Source organism: Sphingomonas sp. RS6 (assembly GCF_054489705.1).
Map to the genome: position 1 here is coordinate 243,632 of NZ_JBTMWM010000002.1, position 23,008 is coordinate 266,639.

Genomic DNA, 23,008 nt, shown 5'->3' on the forward strand with positions numbered 1-23,008 from the left:
CATTGCAGGACACTATACTGAAACCTGAACCGGGTTTCAACTTGGGATTGGAAGGCGAGGGGCATGAAGGTCGGCGAGCGTGGTATTCCTGCCACTTCCGCATCGGGGGGCACCGAAACCGCCGGCGACGCGAAGGTGCCGCGCACCGAGCGCGGGCGGCGGACGCTGCGCGCCATCCTGGACGCGGCGGCGGCCGAGTTCGGCGAAAAGGGATTTCACGACGGATCGATCAGCGGGATCACCCGGCGAGCCGGCGTCGCGCTGGGCAGTTTCTACACCTATTTCGATTCGAAGGACGATGTGTTCCGCGCGCTCGTTCGCGACATGAGCGATCAGGTGCGCGAGCATGTCGGCCCGTCGCTGCGCGGCGCGCGCGACCAGATCGATGCCGAGCGATCGGCGCTGCTCGCCTTCATCCGGTTCGCGCGGACGCACAAGGAAATCTACCGCATCATCGACGAGGCCGAGTTCGTCGACCCCGCAAGCTTCCGGCATCATTATGAAAGCACCGCCGACCGGATCGCCGCGCGGCTGCGCGCCGCCGCAGGGCGGGGCGAGGTGCGCGACGAGGTCAGCGAAATCCATGCCTGGGCGATCATGGGCATGAACGTGTTTCTGGGGCTGCGCTACAGCGTTTGGGACGAGGACACCGCACCAGAGGCGATTGCGGACGCCGTCGCGCAGTTGCTGGCGCGCGGCATCGGCACCGCTATTTCTTCGTCAGAAGATCCTTGAGCCCGGCCAGCGCCTTGGTCGGCCCGGCTTCCTCCTCGCTCTTCACCCCGACTTCGCGCAGCACGTCGGCGGCGCGCGGGCTGCGCGGATAGGGATCGAGTTCGAGCGCCATCGTCTCGGCCGCGGCCTCGCCCAGATCGATCGTGCCGCCGGTATAGAAAACGGTGTCGCACTCGTCCTCGGTGAGTTCCACTTCTTCATCGCCCCCCGCCGTGCTGACCTCGGGCAGGAACCGGATGGCGAAATCCTGTTCGACCGTTGCCGGCAGCGGATCATCGGTGACGACGCAGGCTTGCGTCAGCCGCGCGGACAGGTGCCCGCGCGCAACCACGCCCTGCGCATCGCGGCGCAGATGGTATGCGGCCTCCAGCCGCTCGATCGCCTTGAGGCCGAATCGGCGGCTGAGCGCGGCGCGTTCGGCGTCGTCGGCGACGATGCGGACGTCGCTTTCGCCGGTGCCGATCTGGTCGAGCCGGTGGGGGCGGGAAAATTCAGGCGCGTTCATCGGGCAGGTCTCCGGCGATGATGGGCGCGATCGGCGCCGCCGCCAGCGCGGCATGAAAGCTACGAAGGCGATTTTCCACATGGGCGAGCGCCACCGCATCGGGGACGTCGCCGCGATACAGGTTCCGAACGAGCGCTGCGCCCAGTTCGTCGCCGGCAAGCCCGTCGCGATAGGCGCCAAGCCGGCCGCCGAGCATGCTCATCATCCGGCCGACATGCTTGCCGACGACGATGTCGCCGATACCGATCTCGCGAAGCTGGCCGTCCATATCGTCGATGAAGCATTCGGCGAGGGCGGTGCTCGGTGCGATCCCCTCGGGCGCCATCTCCAGCCGGAGCAGCACCATGCAGAGCAGCGCGGCGATCATATCGAACCGGCCGTCGACCGTATCGGGGACGGCCCCGTCGCGATACCAATGCGGCTGGCGGGCGCGCGCGACGATCGCCGCATAAAGCGCAGGGGTGGTGCCGCGATCGGGGCGGCCGAAGAGGCGCTTCAGCATTTGCATGGCGGTTGTTCGTCCGTTCCTCGCTCGCGACCTTGTTTGGCCGCATTTTGACGCATATTGAGGCGATCCGCCCGCGATGCAATCCACGGGCTGTCGCGTTTGCCTGGAGAAGTTGATGTCGCTTTCCGTTCGCACGCTTGGTGCCGCCGCGTTGCTGGCAGCATTCGGCACCGCCGCCTGTACGCCGGTGCGGACGCACCAGGGCTATGTCGTCGACCATGATCTGGTCGCGTCGATCCAGCCCGGTGTCGATACGCGGCAGTCGGTGCTGCAGACGCTGGGGCAGCCGAGCTTCACCAGCCAGTTCAACGAGGGCGACTGGTTCTATATCTCGCGCGACAACAGCAATTTCGCGTTCCAGGATCCGCGCCCGAAGACCCAGATGACGCTGCGGGTGCATTTCGATCAGGCGGGCAACGTCACCTCGGTCGACCAGACGGGGACCGAACTGATCGCGTCGATCACCCCCTATGGCAAGACGACGCCGACGCTGGGTCGTCACACCAGCTTCTTCTCCGATCTGTTCGGCAATATCGGAACGGTGGGCGCGCCCGGTGCAACCGGCGCACCGGGCGGCAATACCGGCCCCTGATTCCTGTCGATTGGCTGACGGCCGCGTTCCTGCATGGTTCAGCGCGGCCCGGCCATCTTCCACCCAACACCGGCGCCGTTTCGATCGGCCCGGGTTCGGATGGAGGATGATATGAGAAAATTGATCACCGCATCACTGCTCGCGGCTCTGGCGGTCCCGGCGGTTGCCGTTCCGGTGAGCGCGATGGCGCAGTCGCGGGGCGAACTTCGCCGCGACCGGCAGGACATTCGTGAGGAACGCCGCGATCTCGATCGCGCCCGGCGATCGGGCAATCCGCACCGGATCCGGGAGGAGCGCCGCGACCTGCGCGATGCGCGACGCGAATATCGCGAGGATCTGCGCGACCGCGACCGGCGCTGGGGCAATGACGACTGGCGGCGCTATCGTGCCACCAACCGGCATCTCTATGCGCGTGGCAACTGGCATGCGCCGTTCCGTTACACGCGGTTTCGCTCCGGTGCGCGGATCGGGCGCGTCTATTACGGCCCCCGCTACGTGATCGGCGATCCGTGGCGCTATCATCTGCCGCGGCCCGGCCTGCATCGCGCCTGGGTCCGCCATTATCGCGACGTGCTGCTGATCGACACGCGGCGCGGGGTGGTGATCCGCACGATCCCGGGCTTCTACTACTGACAGGAAAAGGCCGGCCGCGCACCGATATGGGCGCGGCCGGCAGTCGATGGGCCTCGAAAAGGAATCCGCGCCGCGTGGACAACGCCGGAAGCTGCATTCGGCTCCCATCGCCTGCGACATCGAGACTCAGCGGATCGTGAATCGGATCCGATCGACGACCTTACCCGCCGCGTCGACCAGTTCGAGCCGGTGCGATCCGGGCGGCGCGAGGATCACGGGCTGGCCGTCGGCGGCGGCGATATCGCGACCGTCGAGCGCCACGCGATGGCCGGCGACGTCGCCGCTCACCAGCACCACCATCCGCTGGTTGCGCGAGGGAATGTCGGGATCGAGCGCATAGACGCTGCCCGCGACCGGGCTGGTGATCCGCGGCCGGCGCGATTCGACGGGTGCCAGCGCGACGCGGGCGAGCGCGGTGCCGGCGACGAAACGTTCGCGGCGGGGCTGTTCCGGCCCCTGGGCAAAGCGGACCATGCGCGTCTCGATCCCGCGCGGCTCGGGCGGCGCGCGGCCGGGGATGCGGTCATGCAGCGCCATCATCACATCGCGCCACACCGGCGCCGCGCCGCTGGTGCCGGAGACGGCGCGCATCGGATCGCCCTCGAGATTGCCCACCCACACGCCGACCGTGAACCGGTCCGAAAAGCCGATGCACCAATTGTCGCGCATCGCCTTTGATGTGCCCGTCTTCACCGCCGCCCAGAAGGGCAGGCGCAGCGCCGAATCGGCACCGAAGGTGGCCACGCGCGCGTTGGCGTCGGCCAGCATGTCGGCGACGATCCATGCCGCTTGCGGCGTGGTGACGATGCGCGGCGGGGCGTGCGGGTCGCGATCGGTGAGCCGAAGCGGCGACCAGCGGCCCAGCTGTTCGAGGCTGCGATAGGCGGCGACCTGTTCGAGCAGCGTCACCTCGGCCGAGCCGAGCGCCAGCGAGAAGCCATAATATTGGCCGTCCTCGACCAGCCCGCGATAGCCCGTGTCCCACAGCCGGTCGCGAAACGCATCGACGCCGACCAGCAACAGCGTGCGAACCGCCGGCACGTTGAGCGATCCGGCCAGCGCGACGCGGGCGGAGACCGGGCCCTTGAACGCGCGATCGTAATTCTGGGGCACATAGAGGCCGGATGCGGTGTCGAGCTGAACCGGCGAATCGTCGAGCAGCGACGCCGCGGTCAGATAGCCTTTCTCGATCGCCTGGGCGTAGAGGAACGGCTTGAGCGTCGATCCGGCCTGGCGATAGGCGGATGCACCATCGACCTGCGCCGCCGTCGATTCGCCGCCGACCCCGCCGACATAGGCGAGCACGTCGCCGCTGGCATTTTCGACCACCACCACCGCACCGTCGCGGGCACGGCTGCCGCCCAGCCCTTCGAGCTGGCGGCGCAGCGCCACCGTGGCGATCCGCTGGATGCGCAGATCGAGCGTCGTCGTCACCCGCATCCCCGGCCGCACCAACAATCGCGCGGCCAGATGAGGGGCGAGGCCGGGATCGAGCGCGAGGCTGCGCGCCGGCCCGAGCATCGACGCGGCGGCGCCGGCGAAGCGGGCGCAGTCGCGATCGCGCGACAGCGCGCAAGCGCGCGCGGCGACGGTACCGGCGGGTGCTTGGGGACTGGGGAGCAGCGCCGCGAGCAGCAGCGCATCGTCACGGCTGAGCGCGGCCGGAGTCTTGCCGAACAGGCTGAGCGCGGCCGCGCCGATCCCTTGCGCCTCGCCACGGAAGCCGGCGAGGTTCAGATAGGCTTCGAGGATCTGGTCCTTGCGCCACGTTGCCTCCAGCAGCCAGGCGGTACGCATCTGACGGAGCTTGTCGATCACCCGGCGCCGGCCCGGGCGCGCCAGATCGGGCGCGAGATAGGCGGCGAGCTGCATCGACAGGGTGGAGGCGCCGCGCGGCCCGCCCCCCGTCAGCCGGTCACGCAGCGTGGCGGCAAGCGCGATCCAGTCGACCCCGCCATGGCGATAGAAGCGGTGGTCTTCGGCGGCGACGATCACCTTGCGCGCCTCGGGCGAGATGTCGGCGAGTCGGGTCCAGTCGAGCCGCCGCGCCTGATAATCGACCCGGCTACTGTCGATCAGGCGGCGATTGCGATCGTAGAGCCAGCTTTCGGAGGGCTGCCAGTGGCTGCGCACGGCGGCATAGCTGGGCAACGGCATCGGCGCGGTGATCCATAGCAGCGCGGCCGCGACCAGGATCAGCGCCAGCCCCGACAGGGCGACCACCCGACCGGGCGAGATGATTCCGCGCCAGCCCTTCGCGCGCCAGCGACGACGCGCGATCCGCAGTGCCCGCCACGCATCGGCGGGGGCGCTGTCGATCCGCGCGATCAGGCGGTGAAGTGCGGGGGTGCCGCGGCCGCGACGGGGCGGCGTCACCGCGGCGACACCGCCATCGCCTGGTTGGGCAGCTCGGCGCGGATTTCCGGCGCGTACATCGCCTCGATCCGGGTCGCCGGCAGGTTGAACTGACCGGCGGTGTTGAGCCGCATCGTATAGGAGATGGTGAAGCTGCCGCGCGGCATCCAGCCATAATAAGCACGCCAGCTGTCGCTGCCGCGCTCGATATAGCTGGGCGCGACGCCGCCGCTGTCGGCAAGCTCCTGATCGAGCATGCGCGACTGGCCACCGAGATCGCCGATCACGGTGGCGCCCGGCGGCACCGGATCGTCGATCACCACCCAGTTGCGTTCGGCCGACGCCTCGACGCGGATCGTGACGCTGATCACGTCACCGCGCGTCAGCCGGCCGGGGACGGCGGCCTGCATGACCTTGATCGTCTTGGTCGCCTTGTATCCGGCCATCAGCGGCTGGGTGAGCGGAACCGCCGCCTTGACGCGGACGAACGCCCAGGGGCCGACGCCCTGGCTCTGGCGCAGCGAAAGCTGGGTCGGGCCAGTCGGCAGCGGCAGCGTGAAGCTGCGCCCGCCATCGGCGAGCGGCCATTTGCGCGTCACGGTCGTCTGGCCGAAGGACGCGCTCGTCACCCCGGCGATCGCCTGTGCCGGGTATAGCGCGGCGAAGCGGCGGGCGGCGATCGCCCCCCAGGCGTTGGCCGGGGTGGTATCCCAATGGCCGCGCCGCTGGCGGGCGGCGATCCCCACCATCATCTTGCCATTGTCATCGGCCCAGCCGGGGCGGCCGAGCGTAACCAGCAGCGCCTTGATCGCGGCGCTGTCGTCCGATGCCATCAGCCACCAGGGCATCTGGCCCTTGTCGGCCAGATCGATGCGCGTGCCTTCATAGACCAGCCGGGTGCGCAGCACCTGTTCCGCCTCGGTGCGCAGTTGCGCGGCGTTGGGCAGTCCGGAGACATTGCCTAGCCCGGCGAGATAGTCGGCGAGCGTCGCGCTGGGCATGTCAGCCGGCGCGATGCCGAGCTGGCCGACCATCGCCGGTGTTGCCGCCCCCTGACGGGCGAGCGCCGAGAAGGCGGCGACCCGCTGAAGCCGGACGTCGCCATAATCCTCGCGCCGCAGCCGGCCGTCGAGCACGGCCCGCATCGCCTCGATCATCCGCGCGCGCGCGGCGTCGGGCAGCGGCAGTCCCGCCTCTGCGCTGATCGACAGCATATAGGCGGTCAGCGCCTCCGAACCGGGGCCGTCGCCGGGGAAGTAGCGCAGCAGGCCGTCGCCGTCCTGATAGGCGGGGATGTCGGCCGCGATCGGCACCCAGCCGCCGGTATCGCCGAGCGCCACCGCCCGCGACGCCCGCTGTTCGAGGCAGTTGTAGGGATAGGCGGCCATATAGTCGTGCACGCCCTGAAGCGGTGGCGCCAGCATGTCGGCGAGCAGCACCTCGACAAGGCCGCGGCCGGGCAGGGCGCCGGCGGGCGGCGCGATCGCGACATTGGTCGCGGTGCCGATGCGAACCAGCGTGGCGGCCCAGGTTTCCACCGGCACGGCGGGCACCACGGCCTGTGTGACGGTCACGCGGTCCTGTGCCTTGCCGTCGCTCGAACGCGCGGTGACGGTCCAGTGGAGCTGACCGCGAATGCCCGACGGCACGCTGAGCGTCCATGTCACCGGCACGGCGGCGCCCGGCGGCAGATCGACGGTGAGCGGGCGTCCGGTCGCAAGCGCCGGATCGAGCGAGACGGTCGCGGTCACCCGCATCGCCTGCGCCGATCCGTTGCGCAGCGTGAACATCGCGCCGAACCGGTCGCCGGCGCGAACCAGCTGCGGCAGCCCGGCGAAGATCGTCAGATCCTGCTGGGTGCGGATATCAGCCTCGCCCGTGCCGAACAGCTGCGCGCCATCGGAGGCGATCGCGACCAGCCTGAACCCGCTCAGCGCGTCGGACAGCGGCACCTGAACGCGGGCATGGCCCTGCGCATCGAGCGCGACGCGACCCTTCCAGAGGAGGACCGGCTCGAAATTCTCGCGGTTGAGGCCGGAGAAATCGCCACCGCCGCCACCGCCGGCCGCCACCGCCTTCTTGCCATAATGGCGCTTGCCGACCACCTGGGTCTGCGCGGTGGAGGTGAGGACCGACAGCGGCCGATCGCCCATCATCGCATCGAGCAGCTTCCAGCTGTCATTGGGCGCAAGCTGGAGCAGCGCCTGATCGACCGCGACGAATGCGACATCGGCGCTCGCGGCCGGCGTCCCGTCGGGCTTGCGCACCGCGATGTCGACATTCGCGGTATCGCGCGCCGCATAGGTCGCGCGATCGGCCTTGACCGTCACGCCCAGCCGGTGCCCCTCCCAGCCGACCTTCACCTTGGCGATGCCGAGCCGATAGGCGGGCTTGGCGAGATCGACGGTCGCGGTCGGCTTGCCGCCGTCCTTCGACCAGGGCAGGCCCCATTTGCGCGCCATTTCCGCCCGCCATTCGGCCCAGCCCGACACGCGCCCGCGCACCGCCATCACCGAGACATAGACATCGGGCGCATAGCTGGCGGGCATCGGCACCTCGACCACGGGATCCTTGCCCGACAGGCCGACAACGAAGCTCGACAGCACGCCCTCGCGCTCGACGGTCACCAGCGCGGTGGCTTCGCGGAACGGCATCCGTACCTGGAAGCGCGCGGTTTCGCCGGCCTTGTACTCGGTCTTTTCGGGGATGACGTCCATGCGGTCGCCATTGTCGCCGCCGAACCACCAGTCGTCCTCGCCCGCCAGCCAGACCGAGCGGACCGCGCGGGCGACATTGCCGTTGGCATCGGTGGTGATGGCCACGACATAGACTTCACCCGAAACGCCCGGATCGACCTGGCATCCGGCGAGACCAAGTTCGTCGGTGGTCGCCGAACAGCTGGCCGACAATTTTTCGGTCTTCACCTGATTGTCATAGGCATAGAAGCCGCCGATCAACCGGCGCCGCGCGGTCAGGATCTCGCGACTGTACAGCGCGACCGAGACCTTCTGGCCCTTGACCGGCTTGCCCGCCGTATCGAGCGCGACGAAATTCAGCCGCAGATCGTCCGCCTTCATCAGCCAGCCATCGGTCTTGACGCCGAGCTGGACGCTCGAGGCGTAGAGCGGGATGCGGCGCGACGCCGTCAGGATTTCGCCGTTCGCGTCCTGATAGTCCATCTCGACGAGCATCGACGTGTTGCGATCGATCGATGCCGGCACCGCCACGCTGGTGCGCAGCCCGCCATCGGCTCCTAGCTTGAGCGGCAGAGTCTGGGTGGGGGGGAGCTGAGGACCGGCATCGAAATCGCGTGAATCGCCATCGAGCGGGCGAACGCCCTCGACCATCGGCTGGCCGCCGAAGCTGTAGCTGTCATAGCCCGCGGGACGATCAACGCTGTCGAAATAGCCGATGCGGAGGTCGACCGGCAGGTTCGATGCCCCTCCGCCGGACAGATAGCCGACGAACAGATCGAGCGGCAGCGATTTGGAGCGAACCTGCGCTTCCTTCGGCCCGGTCACGCTCGCCTTCATTGTCGGTAGCTTGTATTCGTCGATGCGGAACGACTGGCTGGTCCAGATCGTCTGTTCCTGCTCGCGCCCGTCGATGCTGCGCTCGACGATGAAGCGCAGATCATAATCGCCCATCTTCGCGCCCTTGGGAGCGGTCCAGCTCGATTCGGCAACGCCGTTCGCGTCGAAGCTGACGGGGATGTCGTAAACCGTGTCCGATCCGCGATGCGCGAGGCGCAGCGTCGCGCGGAACGGCTTCGGCACGGCGAATCCGCTCGCGACAGGGCGCCGCACATAATGCTTCATGTGGATCGTATCGCCCTGGCGCAGCAGCGCGCGATCGAACACGGTGTGATACACCGGCTCCGGCGCGCTCCAGCCATAGGGCAGATCGAAATCATAGGGGCGGATGCCGTCGCCCCAGCTGGTGAGCGAGAAGCTGAAATCATCGCCCTTGCGTGCCGATACCATCAGCGGCGCGGCGCTCTGCCCTTCGCAGCCGGCATAGGTTTCGGGTTCTGGCAGCCCCTTTGGCACACCCAGGCGGCCGGAGACGTCGGTGGTGCCGCGCGCCAGCAATTGCCCGGTGCAGCTGTCGGTGATCTGCACGCGCGCGCCGCCGACGCCCTTGCCGCTATCGAGCGCGGTCACCCAGACCAGCGACGTATCTCGCCCCCATTTGAAATGGACGCTCATATTGGTCACGAGCGCCGCCGATGCGACGTAGCGTGGCGCCTTGCGCCCGAGCAGCGCCTCACCCAGCCGCGGGCTGGCGAGTTCGACCACGTAGAAGCCGGGCTTGGCCAGCGGGATGCCGACGACTTCGAAATCCTTGCCCTTGCCCGGCAGGTTGAGCTTGAACGGGCTGCCGGTCGCGGCACTGAGCAGGGGTCTGGTGCCGGTCTGGTTGATCCGCACGGTTTCGTCGCCGCGCTCCACCGTGTCGTAGCGGCTGCGCCCCGCGTCGTTGACGGCGCGCAGCCATTTGGCGACTTCGCCATCGTCCCCGGCGACGCGCAGGCTCTGGCCGGTCACGCCCATCCGGCTGCCGCGCAGGCTGGGTTCGACGTTGCGCACGGTGACCGGCAGGACGCCGCCTTCTTCGGCTTCAAGAATACCGAAATCGGCGGCGAACTTGACCAGCGGCGGGGGCGCATCAAAGCGTATCTCGAGCGGGAACCGTGCGGCGTTGGAAAGCGCCCGCCCGCTATCGTCGGCCAGCCGGGCCGGCAGCACGACGCGCGCCGTGACGGCACCGGGGAGCGGCGCCTTGAACGTCACGTCGCTCAGCGTCTCCTTGTTCTTGTCGTCGTCGCTGGCGGCGGGCATGATCTCGCGGCCATCGGGCAGGCGCAGGCGAACCGCGAGCGCCTGTTCACGCGGCACGGGCGCCGAAAAGCGCACTGCTGCCGCCTCGACCGGATTGCAGCCCGCCTGCGGATTGACGCGCGGGCATTCGAACCGGGCGGTGAACGGTTTGCGCACGGTGAAGTCGAACCGCTGATCGGCACCGGCGACGCGGCCGGAGGCGCTGCGGATGTCCTTGCCCCAGACGAGCGACATGTCGCGCCCCGGCGGCAAGGGGCGTCCGCATTGCAGCGCGACGATCGAGGCAGTCGCCTTCGCACGATTGGCGGCGTCGTCGGGAAGCGATTGCGGCAGGCCGGCCTCGCCGAGGAAGCTCTGGACCTGCCAGCGGCCGGTGCCCATCGCCGCGAGCAGCTTGGCCGCGGTATCGCGCGCGAGGACCTTCACCGGAATCCGCTCGCCGATGCCGTCGACCGCGCAATAGGCGTTCGCAGCCACCGACGCGGGGTCGGGCGCCAGATTGGCGGCGACGAGGAAGGTCTGATCCTCTTCGATCTCGCCGTCATAGCGTTGCGGCAGGACGGCGCGGGCGACCGGGCCGCCGCCGTCGACGGTGAAGTCGCGCTGCCCCGTGATCGCGAAGCCGTCGAGCGTCTTGAGGCCGGGCTTCAGCGTGAACCGGCAGGTGACGCCGCCGGGAAGCGGCTTTTCGAATTCGTGCACATAGGTGCTTTGATCGGCCCAGCGCCCCTGGCCGGCGACGGGGCATTTGACCTCGAACGGTGCGGCGGCACGCGGATCGCCGAGTGGCGCGATCGGTTCGTTGAAGCGGATGGTGAAGCGTTCGATCGCACCGTTTGCGATTCCGGGCGTCGCCATTTCCACCTGGGGACCGTTGCCGCCGATCGCCGCAAGCGCGCCCAGCGGCGAGGCGATGAGCGCGGCCAGCAGAAATCGTGTGCCCAGCCTCATCGTTCCGTCCCTCTCTGCCGCGATAGGCACCGTGTAAAGGCGGGGTAACCCGCAAGTCCAGCACCGAAGCCGCATGCATTTCACGGACAGACTGATCCAAAATGGCGGCAATCAGCCGCCGTCGCCCGTCGTTTTGAATGTTGGCAAATTATGGGACGCCGCCGCGCAAGAATTGCGGTTGATCGCGCGTGGGCGGCGGTTCGATAAAGGCCCATCCGAATCGGAGACATCGCCGAAGGGGGGCGCGGTGATCCTGGAATCAATTGATGCCGCGGCGCGCGAAGCCACGCTGTTCGCGGCGATCTTCTTCGTGATCGGCGGGATCGACGACTTGCTTGTCGACTTCATCTACACGATTCGCCGGGTCGGCGCGCTCTTCACGCGGCCGAAGCCGGACGAGCGTACGGAGGAGGGACCGCCGGTGCCGCTGGCGGTGTTCATCGCCGCCTGGGACGAATCGGCGGTGATCGGCCAGATGCTGCGGACGGCGCTCAGCCGCTTCGACTATGAGGATTACCGGCTCTATGTCGGCACCTATCCCAACGATCGCGCGACGATCGACGCTGTCGCCGCGGTTGCCGAGCAGGACGCGCGGGTTCGGCTGGTGATCGGGCCGCGGCCCGGGCCGACGACCAAGGCCGATTGCCTCAACGCGCTGTGGCGCGCGCTGAAGCGCGACGAGGCCGAGCGGGGGGCGCCATTTGCCGCAGTGATCCTGCACGATGCCGAGGATATCGTGCATCCGCTGGAACTGCGGGTCTATGCGCGCTTTCTGCGGCAGCACGCGGCGGTCCAGATTCCGGTGCTGCCGCTGCGGCATCCGTCGTCGCGCTTCATTTCCGGCCATTATCTCGATGAGTTCGCCGAAGCGCACAGCAAGGTTCTGCTCGTCCGCCAGGCCCTTGGCGCGGCGATGCCGCTCGCCGGTGTCGGCTGCGCGATCCGGCGCGACCTGCTCGAGCGCATCGCCGAGCAGCGCGGCGGCATTCCGTTCGACGAGACGAGCCTAACCGAGGATTATGAGCTTGGCCTGACACTGCGCGCGCTGGGCGGCGGCTGTGTCCTTGCGCGCGTGCCCGAGCGTCCGGGTGGCCCGCCGGTGGCGGTGCGGGCCTATTTCCCCGGGACGCTCACCGCTGCCGTGCGCCAGAAGGCGCGCTGGATGACCGGGATCGCGCTGGCCGGCTGGGATCGCACCGGCTGGAGCCGGTGGAGCGACATGGGCGATCACTGGATGCGGATGCGCGACCGTCGGGCGACGCTGGCGATGCCGGTGCTGGCCATCGCCTATGGTGCGCTGGTGCTGTGGGGATGTTCGTTTGTGCTGCACCAACTGGCGGGGACGTTCGCGCCTGAACCCCATCCGCTGGTTGGGACGTTGCTGTGGGGCAATCTGATGCTGGTCGGCTGGCGCCTGATCGTCCGCGCCGCGTTCGTCGGGCGCGCCTATGGCGTACGGGAGGCGCTCTGGTCGATCCCGCGCGTGTTCGTCGCCAATTATGTTGCGTTGCTTGCCGCGCGTCGCGCGCTGACGCTGTATTTCGGCATCCTGGCGGGTGGGCCGCCACGCTGGGAGAAAACCGCGCACCAGTTCCCCGACGCCCCTGAGCAGGTGGGCGCTTGAACGTCGCCGGGCGAGGGCGCCCGCTTCGCTTCGTGGGGATCATTGCCGCGGGCTGGATCGGCATGCGCGTGGTGTTGCTGCTACCCGGTGCCGAAGCGCTGCCGCCGGTGCTCGACCGGGTGCTACCGAAGCCGGTCGCGGCGGCGGTGGCGACCCCGTCGGGTTATGCACCCGAAACCCCGTACCGGGCGGCGCGGGCTACCGGCCGGCCCACGCCCCCGGCGCGACCTGTGCCTGTCGCCGCGATGCCCGCTGGGGAACGCCGGGCAGCGTCACCGCTCCGCGTCCAGATGGCGCTGCTGGGGCTGCTGCAATTCGGCGCGGTCGAGCCGATCGCACGACGCGCGCAATCGCAATCCACCCCGCCGATTGTCTGGCAGCCCGATCGTCTGCTTGCCTTGCCCGATCGCTGGAGCGCCAGCGCATGGGTGGTCGCGCGGCCGGGCACGGGGCTCGGCGCAGTGGCCGGGGGCGGCCAGATCGGCGGCAGCCAGGGCGGCGCGCGGATCGCCTATATGGTCGTGCCCAGCGCGCGGATCGCGGCGTTTGCCCGCGTCGCCGCGCCGTTGCAGGGGCGCGGCGCCGAGGTCTCGGCCGGCGTCGAATGGCAACCGACCCGCGCGCCGGTGCGGCTGGTGGCGGAGCGGCGGATCGGGATCGACGGCACCCGCGACGGCACCGGCGTCGGTGCGATCGCCGGGGTGGACGCGAGGTTGCCGGCCGGGTTTCGCCTTGAGGGCTATGGTCAGGCGGGCGTGATCTGGCGCGAGCGCGCGGAGCCCTATGTCGACGGGGCGGTGCGGATGACGCGACAGGTGGCGGCGCCCGGCGGCACAAGGCTGGCGATCGGGGCAGGCGCCTGGGGCGCGGCCCAGCGCGATGCCGAACGGCTCGACGTCGGGCCGTCCGCGACGATCGGTTTCGCGCTGGGCAAGGCGCAACTGCGCGTCGCGATCGACTGGCGCCAGCGCATCGCCGGCAGCGCGCGTCCGGGCTCCGGCCTCGCGCTGTCGCTCGGCACCGATTTCTGACGCGATCGGGGGTTCGCGGCCCGCTGCAAACGCGGTAGGGCTGATCGCGCATGGACCTGTATCTTCCCATCGCCAACCTGTCGGTCAACGCGCTCGTCATCATTGCGCTCGGGCTTGGCGTCGGGCTGCTGTCGGGCATGTTCGGGGTCGGCGGCGGCTTTCTCACCACGCCGCTGCTGATCTTCTATGGCATTCCGCCCACGGTGGCGGCGGCATCGGCCGCGAGCCAGGTGACCGGGGCCAGCGTGTCCGGCGTGTTCGCCCATTTCCGCCGCGGCGGCGTCGATCTGCAGATGGGCGGCGTGCTGGTGGCCGGCGGCATTTTGGGCAGCCTGATGGGCGCATGGCTGTTCAAGCTGCTCCAGGCAAGCGGGCAGATCGATGTGGTGATCGGCGTCCTCTACGTGCTGCTGCTCGGTTCGATCGGCGGCCTGATGTTCCGGGAGTCGCTGGGCGCGATCCTGGCGCGGCGCGGCCGCGCACCCGCCCGCTCGCGTAAGCGGCGGCATCACCCGATGGTCGCAGCGCTGCCGTTCCGATGGCGCTTCTATGCATCGGGGCTGTACATCTCGCCGCTCGCCCCGCTGCTGCTGGGATTCTTCACCGGCATCCTGACGATGCTGCTGGGCATCGGCGGCGGTTTCATCCTCGTGCCCGCGATGCTCTACATCCTCGGCATGGGCACGCAGACGGTGGTGGGCACCTCGTTGTTCCAGACGCTGTTCACGACGGCGGTGGCGACGATGGTCCATGCGACGACCACCAAGGCGGTGGATATCGTGCTGGCGGTGATGCTGCTGCTCGGATCAGTGATCGGGGCGCAGTTGGGCGCGCGGTTCGCGGCGCGAGCGCGGCCAGAATCGCTGCGGCTGATCCTCGCGCTGATCGTGCTGGCGGTGGCGGCGCGGATGCTGCTCGGCCTCGCATGGCGGCCGGATGAAATCTACTCGGTGACGGCGGCGTGAAACGCTGGCGCTGGTTGCTGGTTCTCGCCCCGCTGCTGATGGCGCAGTCGAAGCCGGCGCTGGTGCCCGACGTTTCGCAGCGCGACATCGAAATCGCTTACAGCTTCACCGGCGCCGAACTGCTGCTGTTCGGCGCGATCCTCTATCCCGGCGGGCGCCCGCCGGCGGACGAGGAACGTCCGGCCGAAATCGCGGTGGTGCTGAAGGGGCCGACCGAATCGGTGATGGTCCGCGAGAAGGAAAAGGTCGCCGGGATCTGGGTGAATGCCGAACAAATGCGCTATCGTTCGGTGCCGAGCTTCTATGCGGTGGCATCGTCGCGCCCGATCAACAGGCTGGTCGATGAGCGGACGCGCGCCATCTACGAACTGGGCCTCGACAGCCTGCAGCTTTCGCCCGCATCGGCGGCGGCACCGGACGTGCAGCAGCGCTTCGATCGCGGGCTCGCCGATCTGCGCCGCCGCAACGGCCTGTTCTACGAGGCGCCGGGCGCCGTCGAGATCACCGACGGTGTACTCTACCGCGCACGGCTGACGATTCCGGCGCGGGTGCCGGTCGGCCGCTTCACCGCCGAAACCTTCCTGATCCGCGACGGGCGCGTGCTTGCCGCCGCGGTGCGGCCGATCGAAATCCGCAAGTCCGGCTTCGAACGCTTCGTCGCCACCAGCGCCCAGCATGATTCGGTGCTCTACGGCCTGTTCGCGGTCGCCGTGTCGCTGCTGTTCGGCTGGGGCGCGGGCATGCTCTGGCGTCGGTTCTGACGCAGGCGCATCACAACCCGATCTTTACTTTCCGCCATGCATGGTGCCGCCGCCAATCAGGGAGACGGCAATGGAAGGCCAGTTCGGGGCGATGGAAGGCCAGTCTGGAATGTACGAACTGGCGTCCGCGCCAACGGCGGCCCGCGACGAGGTGACCGCCCGCAGCATCGTGCCCGAGGCGATCGGCGTCGTGTTCGAGATCGCCGGTTCGTCGAGCCAGGTGTTGCTCGGCGTCGCGGAACTGGAGGCGCTTTCCACCAGCCTCGATCCCGCGCTCGTCAATGCGGGGCAGGTCGGCAGCCAGATCAAGGTTCGCGTCGGCGCCAGCTGGCTGATCGCCAATATCCGTACGCTGCGGCTCGATTCGTCGGGCGAACGCATCACCGCCCAGATCGACTTTCTCGGCGAAGGCGATGAGGAGCGCCTGACCGGCAAGCTCTACAAGTTCCGCCGCGGCGTCACCCGCTATCCCACACCGGGCGCCGAGGTCTATCCGGTGACGACGGCCGATCTGAAGCAGATCTATGCCGCCGACGATCGCCCGCATGTCGAGGTGGGCGCCGTGTATCCCACCCGCGACATCCGTGCCGCGCTGTTCGTCGATTCGCTGCTGGGCAAGCATTTCGCGCTGCTGGGATCGACCGGCACCGGCAAGTCGACCGCGGCCGCGCTGTTGCTTCACCGCATCTGCGATCTGGCACCGCGCGGCCATATCGTGATGATCGATCCGCACGGCGAATATGCCAGCGCGTTCAAGAACAACGGCGCGCTGTACGACGTGTCGAACCTTCAGATGCCCTATTGGCTGATGAACTTCGAGGAGCATTGCGAGGTCTTCCTGACCAGCGCGGGATCGGACCGTCAGGTGGACGGCGACATCCTCGCCAAGTGTCTGCTGCTTGCCAAGGGGAAGAACCGGCTTGCGCAGGAAGTCGGCAAGATCACCGTCGACGCGCCGATCCCCTATCTGCTTTCGGATCTGACCAACGCGCTCCAGCTTGAAATGGGCAAGATGGACAAGGCGACCGATACCGCCCCCTATCTGCGCCTGAAGGGCAAGATCGACGAGATTCGCGGCGATCCGCGCTATGCCTTCATGTTTTCCGGCATGCTGGTGGCGGACACGATGGCATCGTTCCTGTCTCGCATTTTCCGCCTGCCGGGCGACGGCAAGCCGATTTCGATCATCGACGTGTCGGGCGTACCGAGCGAGATCACGTCGGTGGTGGTGGCGGTGCTGAGCCGGATGGTGTTCGATTTCGCGATCTGGTCGCGCGGCGAGGCCAAGCATCCGGTGCTGCTCGTCTGCGAAGAGGCGCACCGCTATGTGCCAAACGAACGCAATGCCGATCGCTCCTCGGTCGGGCGCATCCTCAGCCGCATCGCCAAGGAAGGGCGCAAATACGGCGTGTCGCTGGGCCTGATCACCCAGCGGCCGTCGGATCTGGCCGAAGGCGTGCTGTCACAATGCGGCACGATCCTGTCGATGCGGCTCAACAACGAACGCGACCAGGCGTTCGTCCGTGCGGCGATGCCGGAAGGCGCACGCGGTTTCCTCGATTCGATCCCGGCGCTGCGCAACCGCGAGTGCATTGCGGTGGGCGAAGGTGTGGCGACGCCCACCCGTCTGCTGTTCGATTCGCTCGAGGCGGCGAAGCGGCCGGCCTCCGACGATCCGGTGTTCTCGGACCTGTGGTGCCATTCGGGCGGCGAGGAGCAGATGCTCGAGCGCACGATCAAGCGCTGGCGCTCGCAGGGGAAGTGACGACTGGCGGCGCGGTCAGTCGGCCGCGTTCTCCGGCTGCGGCTCGACGCCGTGGCCAACGGGCGTGGCGAGCAGTGCGTTCAGCTTTGCCCGGAACGCGCCCAGCGCCGTGCCGGTCAGCTTGCGCACCGAGGTGAACGACACCGACCGCGGATTGACCGGCTTGCCGTTGCGCGTCGTTTCGAAATGAAGATGCGGCCCCGTCGAAAGGCCGGAATTGCCGCTGCGGCCGATGATCTGGCCCTTGCGGACATGCTGGCCGGGCCGAACCATGATCCGGCTGAGATGGGCATAGCCGGTGCCGAAGCCGCTGCCATGATCGATCCGCACGAGGTTGCCGTAGCCCGAGGCCCGGCCGGCGAGGCGCACCGTGCCGTCGACTGCGGCGTAAACCGGGGAGCCATAGGGGGCGGCGATGTCGATGCCCTTGTGCATCCGCGTATAGCCGAGGATCGGGTGCTTGCGCATGCCGAATGCGGACGAGAAGCGGCCATTGACCGGCATGCTCATCATGCCGGTCTTGCCGCCCGTGCCCGATGCGTCGAACCACTCGGTCTTGCCGTCATTCTGCCACGGCGCGAGCTTGATGCTGTTCTTGCAGCCGCTGACTCCGGCATACATCAGCGAGCCATATTGCACCTCGCCGGTTTCCGCCCGCGCCTGGCCGAGAATCAGATCGAATCGGCAATCGGCGCCGAGGCGCGATACCGACACGCGGCTGGCTAGCGTGCGCAGGAAACTTTCGACCGCCTTTGCCGGGGCACCTGCCGCCCGTGCCGAGCGATAGAGGCTCGATCCGATCAGCCCCTGGACCCGAAGCGGGGTGCGATCGATCACGATCGGGATTTCCTTGAGCGCGAGCGTGCCGCCGCTGCGCACCACCTCCAGCCGCCGATCGAAGCGGGCACGGAAGGCGAGCTTTTCGAGCGGACGCGGCTGGGACTTGTCCGTCCGGCGGCCGAGCGTCATTTCGAGGATCGTGTTGCGCTGGATATCGCTCAGCGGCATTGCGCCGGACACGAGCGCGCTGGCGGCGGCGGCATCGGCCTTGCCGACCCCGGAGCGTTGCAGCACCGCGAGCAGCGCGGTGCCCGATGCAAGCTTCGCCTCATGCTCGATGATCGGCCGTTCGGGCGTGTCGCTGAGCGGGCGGACCGCGCCCGTCGCCGCGATGTGGATGCCGGTACGCGAACCGAGCGCCAGCGGCGCGATCGCCTGCGCACGTGCGGCGGCGAGATCGGCGCCGGACAGCGGCGCGGGCACGGCGCCGATGATCGGGCGATCGAAGCCGGGGGAGAGCAGCCAGGTGGCGGCGCAAAGCGCGGCGCAGGTGGCGGCGCCGCGGAACCAGGTGCGCGAACCAATGTCGGCGCCCAGATCGGGAACCAAGTCGACTGTCGCGAGCCACTGGCCCAGGCGGCCGATCGGTGCTGCGGTCGGGGCGAGAGCCAGCGTCGCACGAACCGGCGTCGTCCCGCCACCACCGGCGAGCCCGAAGCCATGATCGTCGCGCAAGAACAAGGCCGAATGCCCCCAAAAAGCCGTTTCGCCACGGTCGCTGCCGCGTCCCCGGATCGAATCACTGTGAAATACAGGGTTTAAAGTCAAATTAAGCACCCGGTTGCTGGCGCCTGCGTGCGGCAAGCCGTGCCCTTGGCGGGCCAGAAGCCCGCGATTCCGTGAAACCGTGCCGATTCAATCACGCTTTCCAGGGAATTACGATTGCGGGGAGTTGCCTAAGGGGCGCTGCGGAACGATCTTGGTCGAATAATGAGCCAGTTCGCGCGTTCCCCCGTTACGGCAGTGCTTGGGCCGACCAACACCGGCAAGACGCACCTCGCCGTCGAGCGGATGTGCGGCCATGCCAGCGGCATGATCGGCTTTCCGCTGCGGCTGCTGGCGCGCGAAGTCTATGACCGCGTCGTCCGCATGAAGGGGCCGGGCGAGGTTGCGCTGATCACGGGCGAAGAAAAGATCCTGCCGCCGAAGGCGCGCTGGTTCTGCTGCACGGCGGAGAGCATGCCGCTGGAGCGCGAGACCGCCTTCGTCGCGCTCGACGAGGCGCAGCTAGGCGCCGATCCCGAGCGCGGCCATGTCTTCACCGATCGGCTGTTGCGGGCGCGGGGGCGGGAGGAGACGATGATCCTCGGCGCCGAAAGTCTGAAGCCGATGCTCAAGGCGCTGGTGCCCGAAGCGGAAGTGATCGGCCGGCCGCGCTTTTCGACGCTCAGCTATGCCGGCGCAAAGAAGCTGTCGCGCCTGCCGCGCCGATCGGCGATCGTCGCCTTTTCGGCCGAGGAAGTCTATGCCGTGGCGGAGGCGCTGCGGCGGCTGCGCGGCGGGGCGGCGGTGGTGATGGGCGCGCTTTCGCCGCGGACTCGCAACGCCCAAGTGGCGATGTTCCAGGCGGGCGAGGTCGATTATCTGGTCGCCACCGATGCGATCGGCATGGGGCTCAACATGGATGTCCACCATGTCGCCTTCGCCTCGCTCCATAAGTTTGACGGACGGCGCCAGCGGCGGCTTACCATCGCCGAGATGGCGCAGATCGCGGGCCGCGCCGGCCGGCATCAGCGCGACGGCACCTTCGGTGCGCTGCACGAGCAGGGGCCAAGCGCGTTCACGCCCGAGGAAGTGCTGGCGATCGAGGGCCATCAGGTGCCCCGATTGGAGCATCTCTACTGGCGCGACGGCGAGCCCGACCTGAGCAGCATCGATGCGCTGGTCGCGAGCCTGGAGGTCCGCCCGCAGGCAGAGATGCTGCGCGCCGCCCCGCAGGCAACCGACCTGGCCGTGCTCAAGCGGCTGGCGGAAGAGGATTGGGTGCGCGCGCGGGTCCGTGGTCCGCGGATGGTGGCGCGCTTCTGGGCGGCGTGCGGGCTGCCCGATTTCCGCAAGCTCGGCGTCGATCCGCATGCGCGCTTCGTCGGGCGGTTGTTCGGCCATCTGTCCGAAGGTCGCGGCCATGTGCCGCATCAATGGTTCGCCGACGAGATCCAGCGGCTCGACAACATGGCGGGCGATGTCGAAACGCTGGCCGGCCGGATCGCGGCGGTGCGCAGCTGGGCCTATATCGCGCATCGCGCCGATTGGCTGGAAGATCCCGCGCACTGGGCCGAGCGCACCCGCGCGATCGAGGAAAAGCTGTCGGATGCCCTGCATGCCAGCCTGACGCAGCGTTTCGTCGACAAACGCACGACGGTGCTGCTGCGCCAGATCGGCGCCGATGCGTCGACGCTGCCGGTCACGATCGCCGCCGATGGCGAGGTGACGGTGGAGGAACATCCGATCGGCCGACTGGAGGGGTTCCGGTTCAGCGTCGCGCCCGATGCCCGTGTCGCCGACAAGCGGATGCTGCTCGCTGCCGCCGAAAAGCGGCTGGCCGGTGAATATCGCCAGCGCGGCGCTGCGCTCGCTGATGCCGCCGATGGCGATCTGGCGCTGGCCGGCGACAGGCTGTGCTGGCGCGGCAGCGACGTGGCGACGCTGCGACCGGGGCCGACTTTGGTGCGGCCGCGCGTGACGGTCGATCGCGCGCTCGATGTGCTCGATCCCCAGGCGCGGGCGGCGGTGCAGGCTCGGATCGAGCGCTGGTTCGGCGATCGGGTGCGCAGCGAGGTGCCGGTGCTGGCGCGGCTCGATTCGGTGCTGACCGATGCCGAGGCGGGGGCGCCGCTGCGCGCGCTGGCCAATGCCCTGCTCGCGGCGGGCGGGCTGCTGCCGCGGCGTGCGGCGGGCGAGATGGTCGAGGCGCTCGACGCCGATGCGCGCCGCAAGCTGCGCCGGATGGGGGTGACGATCGGCACGCTCGACCTGTTCGCCCCGTCGCTGCTCAAGCCACGGGCTGCGGCGCGCCGCCGGGCGCTGATGCATCTCGACGATGCGCCGCCGGACGGCGCCACCGTGCTTGCGCGGAGCGCGCCAGGTGCGACGCTTGCGCACGGATTTCGCCCGCTCGGCGCCCAAGCGGTGCGTGTCGATTTGATCGAGCGCATTGCCCATTCGGCGCATCAGGCGCGGCAGGGGCGCAAGCCCTTCGCCCCCGATCCGGCGCTGGCGACGTCGATGGGGCTGCGCGCAGATACCCTGGCGCGGCTGATGGCGCAGCTTGGTTTTCGGGCGGCCCGCGGCGGCGATGACGATGGCGAGGCGCGCTGGATGTGGAAGGGCCTGACGCCGCTGGCGCCGTCGAGGCCCGCGGCGGTGCCGGGCAACGCTTTTGCGGCGCTGGCGGCATTGCGCGATGGCTGACCCGGCGGCCGGGGGCGCGGCGATGCGCGCCGATCGCTATCTCTGGTATGTGCGGATCGCCAAGACGCGAAGCGCCGCGCAGGCGATTTGCGAGCGCGGGCTGCTGCGGATCGACGGCCGGCGGGTGGAGCGATCGTCCGCAGCGGTGCGGATCGGCTCGATTCTGGCCTTTCCGCTTTACGGCCGGGTGCGGGTGCTGCGCGTGGTGACGCTGCCGGGGCGGCGGGGGCCGCCGGCCGAAGCGGCCGGCTGTTACGAGGAACTGACGGTTGAAAATGGCCCGGCCGCGTCGGCATCCGATTGACGCGGCGCGCGACCGCGCATAGCAGGGCCCCCTGTTTTCGTCGTAACAAGGGCCGTTTCTTCCATGACCTATGTCGTCACCGACGCGTGCATCCGGTGCAAGTACATGGATTGTGTCGAGGTTTGTCCCGTAGATTGTTTCTATGAAGGCGAGAACATGCTCGTCATCAACCCCAGCGAATGCATCGATTGCGGGGTTTGCGAGCCCGAATGCCCGGCCGAGGCGATCCTGCCCGATACCGAGAACGGCCTTGAAAAGTGGCTCGAGCTCAACCGCGTTTATTCCGAGCAGTGGCCGAACATCACGCAGAAGGGCGAGGCCCCGGCCGACGCCGACGCGATGAAGAACGAGACCGACAAGTTCGACAAGTATTTCTCGCCCAACCCGGGCTCTGGCGCCTGAACCGGCGGCCCACGCCGCCCGCCAGTGACCGAATCGGGACGCGTTGTGCACATTTATGCACAGCGGCGATGACGTTCGACTGGTAATTTTATTACGAGCGTGTTAAATAGGGGCTGACGAAGGCATCAGGCTCGCCTTCGCCCGGAGACGCTAGCGTATGCCCCGAATCCACTCGTCTGCCGCGCTTCGCGCGACCGGGCGTGTACCGCGATCGTATCGGGGCCGGTAAATTCACGAAAGGTTCCTCGCACATGGCTGCAAAGGCGCTGTCCTTCGATGTCGGCGATTATGTCGTTTACCCCAAGCACGGCGTTGGCCGTGTGATCGAGCTGCAAAAGCAGGAAATTGCAGGGATGCAGCTCGAACTCTACGTCCTGCGGTTTGAAAAAGAGAAAATGACGCTCCGCGTGCCGACCAACAAGGCCGAGAGCGTCGGCATGCGCAAGCTTTCCAGCGACAAGACGCTCAAGGAAGCGCTCGACACGCTGAAGGGCAAGCCCAAGGTGAAGCGCACCATGTGGTCGCGCCGCGCCCAGGAATATGAAGCGAAGATCAATTCGGGCGACCTCGTGTCGATCGCCGAAGTGGTCCGCGATCTGTTCCGCGCTGACGATCAGCCCGAGCAGAGCTATTCCGAGCGCCAGATCTTCGAAGCGGCGGCAAGCCGTCTCGCCCGCGAACTCGCGGCGATGGAGGAGGTGGATGAACCCACCGCACTCGAGAAGATTCTGGAAATCCTGCGCAAGGCCGCAGCGATCTACAACAAGGACAAGGTTCCGGCCTGA

General features: G+C 68.4%; 17 protein-coding genes. 12 read left to right on the forward strand and 5 right to left on the reverse strand.

The genetic code is table 11. From position 1 onward, the window contains the following. Window positions 1-63 precede the first annotated feature (63 nt). A complete protein-coding gene (locus tag ACX40Y_RS05880) occupies window positions 64-735 on the forward strand; it encodes a TetR/AcrR family transcriptional regulator (protein WP_459118616.1) in 672 nt (223 codons plus the stop codon). On the opposite strand, the gene ACX40Y_RS05885 is transcribed toward ACX40Y_RS05880, so the two are convergent. Together ACX40Y_RS05885 and ACX40Y_RS05890 are read right to left on the reverse strand one after the other, a co-directional pair. Further along, the gene (locus ACX40Y_RS05885; RefSeq protein ID WP_459118617.1) at window positions 710-1,240 is read right to left on the reverse strand and encodes a YceD family protein; all 531 of its coding nucleotides are present in this window, start codon (window positions 1,238-1,240) and stop codon (window positions 710-712) included. The genes ACX40Y_RS05880 and ACX40Y_RS05885 overlap by 26 nt on opposite strands. After that, entirely contained in the window at window positions 1,227-1,748 is a 522-nt protein-coding gene (locus tag ACX40Y_RS05890) for a ubiquinol-cytochrome C chaperone family protein (protein ID WP_459118618.1), read from the reverse strand. Before ACX40Y_RS05890 ends, ACX40Y_RS05885 begins: the two co-directional genes overlap by 14 nt. A 115-nt stretch (window positions 1,749-1,863) precedes the next feature. Here ACX40Y_RS05890 and ACX40Y_RS05895 point away from each other — a divergent pair, with 115 nt between their 5' ends. Both ACX40Y_RS05895 and ACX40Y_RS05900 read left to right on the forward strand, forming a co-directional pair. Continuing rightward, the gene (locus ACX40Y_RS05895) at window positions 1,864-2,340 is read left to right on the forward strand and encodes an outer membrane protein assembly factor BamE (RefSeq protein WP_459118619.1); all 477 of its coding nucleotides are present in this window, start codon (window positions 1,864-1,866) and stop codon (window positions 2,338-2,340) included. Between the two features lie 111 nt (window positions 2,341-2,451). Then, window positions 2,452-2,973: an RcnB family protein gene (locus ACX40Y_RS05900; RefSeq protein ID WP_459118620.1), complete on the forward strand. Its 522-nt coding sequence runs from the start codon at window positions 2,452-2,454 to the stop codon at window positions 2,971-2,973. 126 nt (window positions 2,974-3,099) lie between these two features. Here the strand turns inward: ACX40Y_RS05900 and pbpC are convergent, their stop codons facing one another. Both pbpC and ACX40Y_RS05910 read right to left on the reverse strand, forming a co-directional pair. Further along, on the reverse strand, window positions 3,100-5,211 hold the full coding sequence (gene pbpC / locus ACX40Y_RS05905) for a penicillin-binding protein 1C (protein ID WP_459118873.1): 2,112 nt from the start codon (window positions 5,209-5,211) through the stop codon (window positions 3,100-3,102). A gap of 134 nt (window positions 5,212-5,345) precedes the next feature. After that, a complete protein-coding gene (locus ACX40Y_RS05910) occupies window positions 5,346-11,120 on the reverse strand; it encodes an alpha-2-macroglobulin family protein (RefSeq protein ID WP_459118621.1) in 5,775 nt (1,924 codons plus the stop codon). A gap of 247 nt (window positions 11,121-11,367) precedes the next feature. On the opposite strand from ACX40Y_RS05910, the gene ACX40Y_RS05915 reads away from it, so the two are divergent. The 5 genes from ACX40Y_RS05915 (at window position 11,368) to ACX40Y_RS05935 (ending at window position 17,266) form a co-directional block, all read left to right on the forward strand. Then, window positions 11,368-12,744: a glycosyl transferase family protein gene (locus ACX40Y_RS05915; RefSeq protein WP_459118622.1), complete on the forward strand. Its 1,377-nt coding sequence runs from the start codon at window positions 11,368-11,370 to the stop codon at window positions 12,742-12,744. A 32-nt stretch (window positions 12,745-12,776) separates the two neighbouring features. Then, window positions 12,777-13,775 carry a hypothetical protein gene (locus tag ACX40Y_RS05920; protein WP_459118623.1) on the forward strand — a complete coding sequence of 333 codons (999 nt, stop codon included), beginning with the start codon at window positions 12,777-12,779 and terminating at the stop codon, window positions 13,773-13,775. A 50-nt stretch (window positions 13,776-13,825) separates the two neighbouring features. Then, the gene (locus tag ACX40Y_RS05925; protein WP_459118624.1) at window positions 13,826-14,740 is read left to right on the forward strand and encodes a sulfite exporter TauE/SafE family protein; all 915 of its coding nucleotides are present in this window, start codon (window positions 13,826-13,828) and stop codon (window positions 14,738-14,740) included. Between the two features lie 38 nt (window positions 14,741-14,778). Next, the gene (locus ACX40Y_RS05930; protein WP_459118874.1) at window positions 14,779-15,501 is read left to right on the forward strand and encodes a TIGR02186 family protein; all 723 of its coding nucleotides are present in this window, start codon (window positions 14,779-14,781) and stop codon (window positions 15,499-15,501) included. A 70-nt stretch (window positions 15,502-15,571) separates the two neighbouring features. Then, window positions 15,572-17,266 carry an ATP-binding protein gene (locus ACX40Y_RS05935; RefSeq protein WP_459118625.1) on the forward strand — a complete coding sequence of 565 codons (1,695 nt, stop codon included), beginning with the start codon at window positions 15,572-15,574 and terminating at the stop codon, window positions 17,264-17,266. A gap of 15 nt (window positions 17,267-17,281) precedes the next feature. Here ACX40Y_RS05935 and ACX40Y_RS05940 read toward each other — a convergent pair whose 3' ends face one another. Beyond that, window positions 17,282-18,787 carry a peptidoglycan DD-metalloendopeptidase family protein gene (locus ACX40Y_RS05940; RefSeq protein WP_459118626.1) on the reverse strand — a complete coding sequence of 502 codons (1,506 nt, stop codon included), beginning with the start codon at window positions 18,785-18,787 and terminating at the stop codon, window positions 17,282-17,284. Between the two features lie 249 nt (window positions 18,788-19,036). Here ACX40Y_RS05940 and ACX40Y_RS05945 point away from each other — a divergent pair, with 249 nt between their 5' ends. The 4 genes from ACX40Y_RS05945 to ACX40Y_RS05960 all read left to right on the forward strand — a co-directional run bounded on the left by ACX40Y_RS05945 (window position 19,037) and on the right by ACX40Y_RS05960 (window position 23,008). Continuing rightward, window positions 19,037-21,517 carry a helicase-related protein gene (locus ACX40Y_RS05945; protein WP_459118627.1) on the forward strand — a complete coding sequence of 827 codons (2,481 nt, stop codon included), beginning with the start codon at window positions 19,037-19,039 and terminating at the stop codon, window positions 21,515-21,517. After that, entirely contained in the window at window positions 21,510-21,821 is a 312-nt protein-coding gene (locus tag ACX40Y_RS05950; protein WP_459118628.1) for an RNA-binding S4 domain-containing protein, read from the forward strand. Before ACX40Y_RS05945 ends, ACX40Y_RS05950 begins: the two co-directional genes overlap by 8 nt. Before the next feature lie 63 nt (window positions 21,822-21,884). Continuing rightward, window positions 21,885-22,223, forward strand: a complete 339-nt coding sequence (fdxA, locus tag ACX40Y_RS05955) for a ferredoxin FdxA (RefSeq protein WP_459118629.1) — start codon at window positions 21,885-21,887, stop codon at window positions 22,221-22,223. Between the two features lie 251 nt (window positions 22,224-22,474). Next, window positions 22,475-23,008, forward strand: coding sequence for a CarD family transcriptional regulator (locus ACX40Y_RS05960; protein WP_459118630.1), 534 nt, complete (start codon window positions 22,475-22,477; stop codon window positions 23,006-23,008).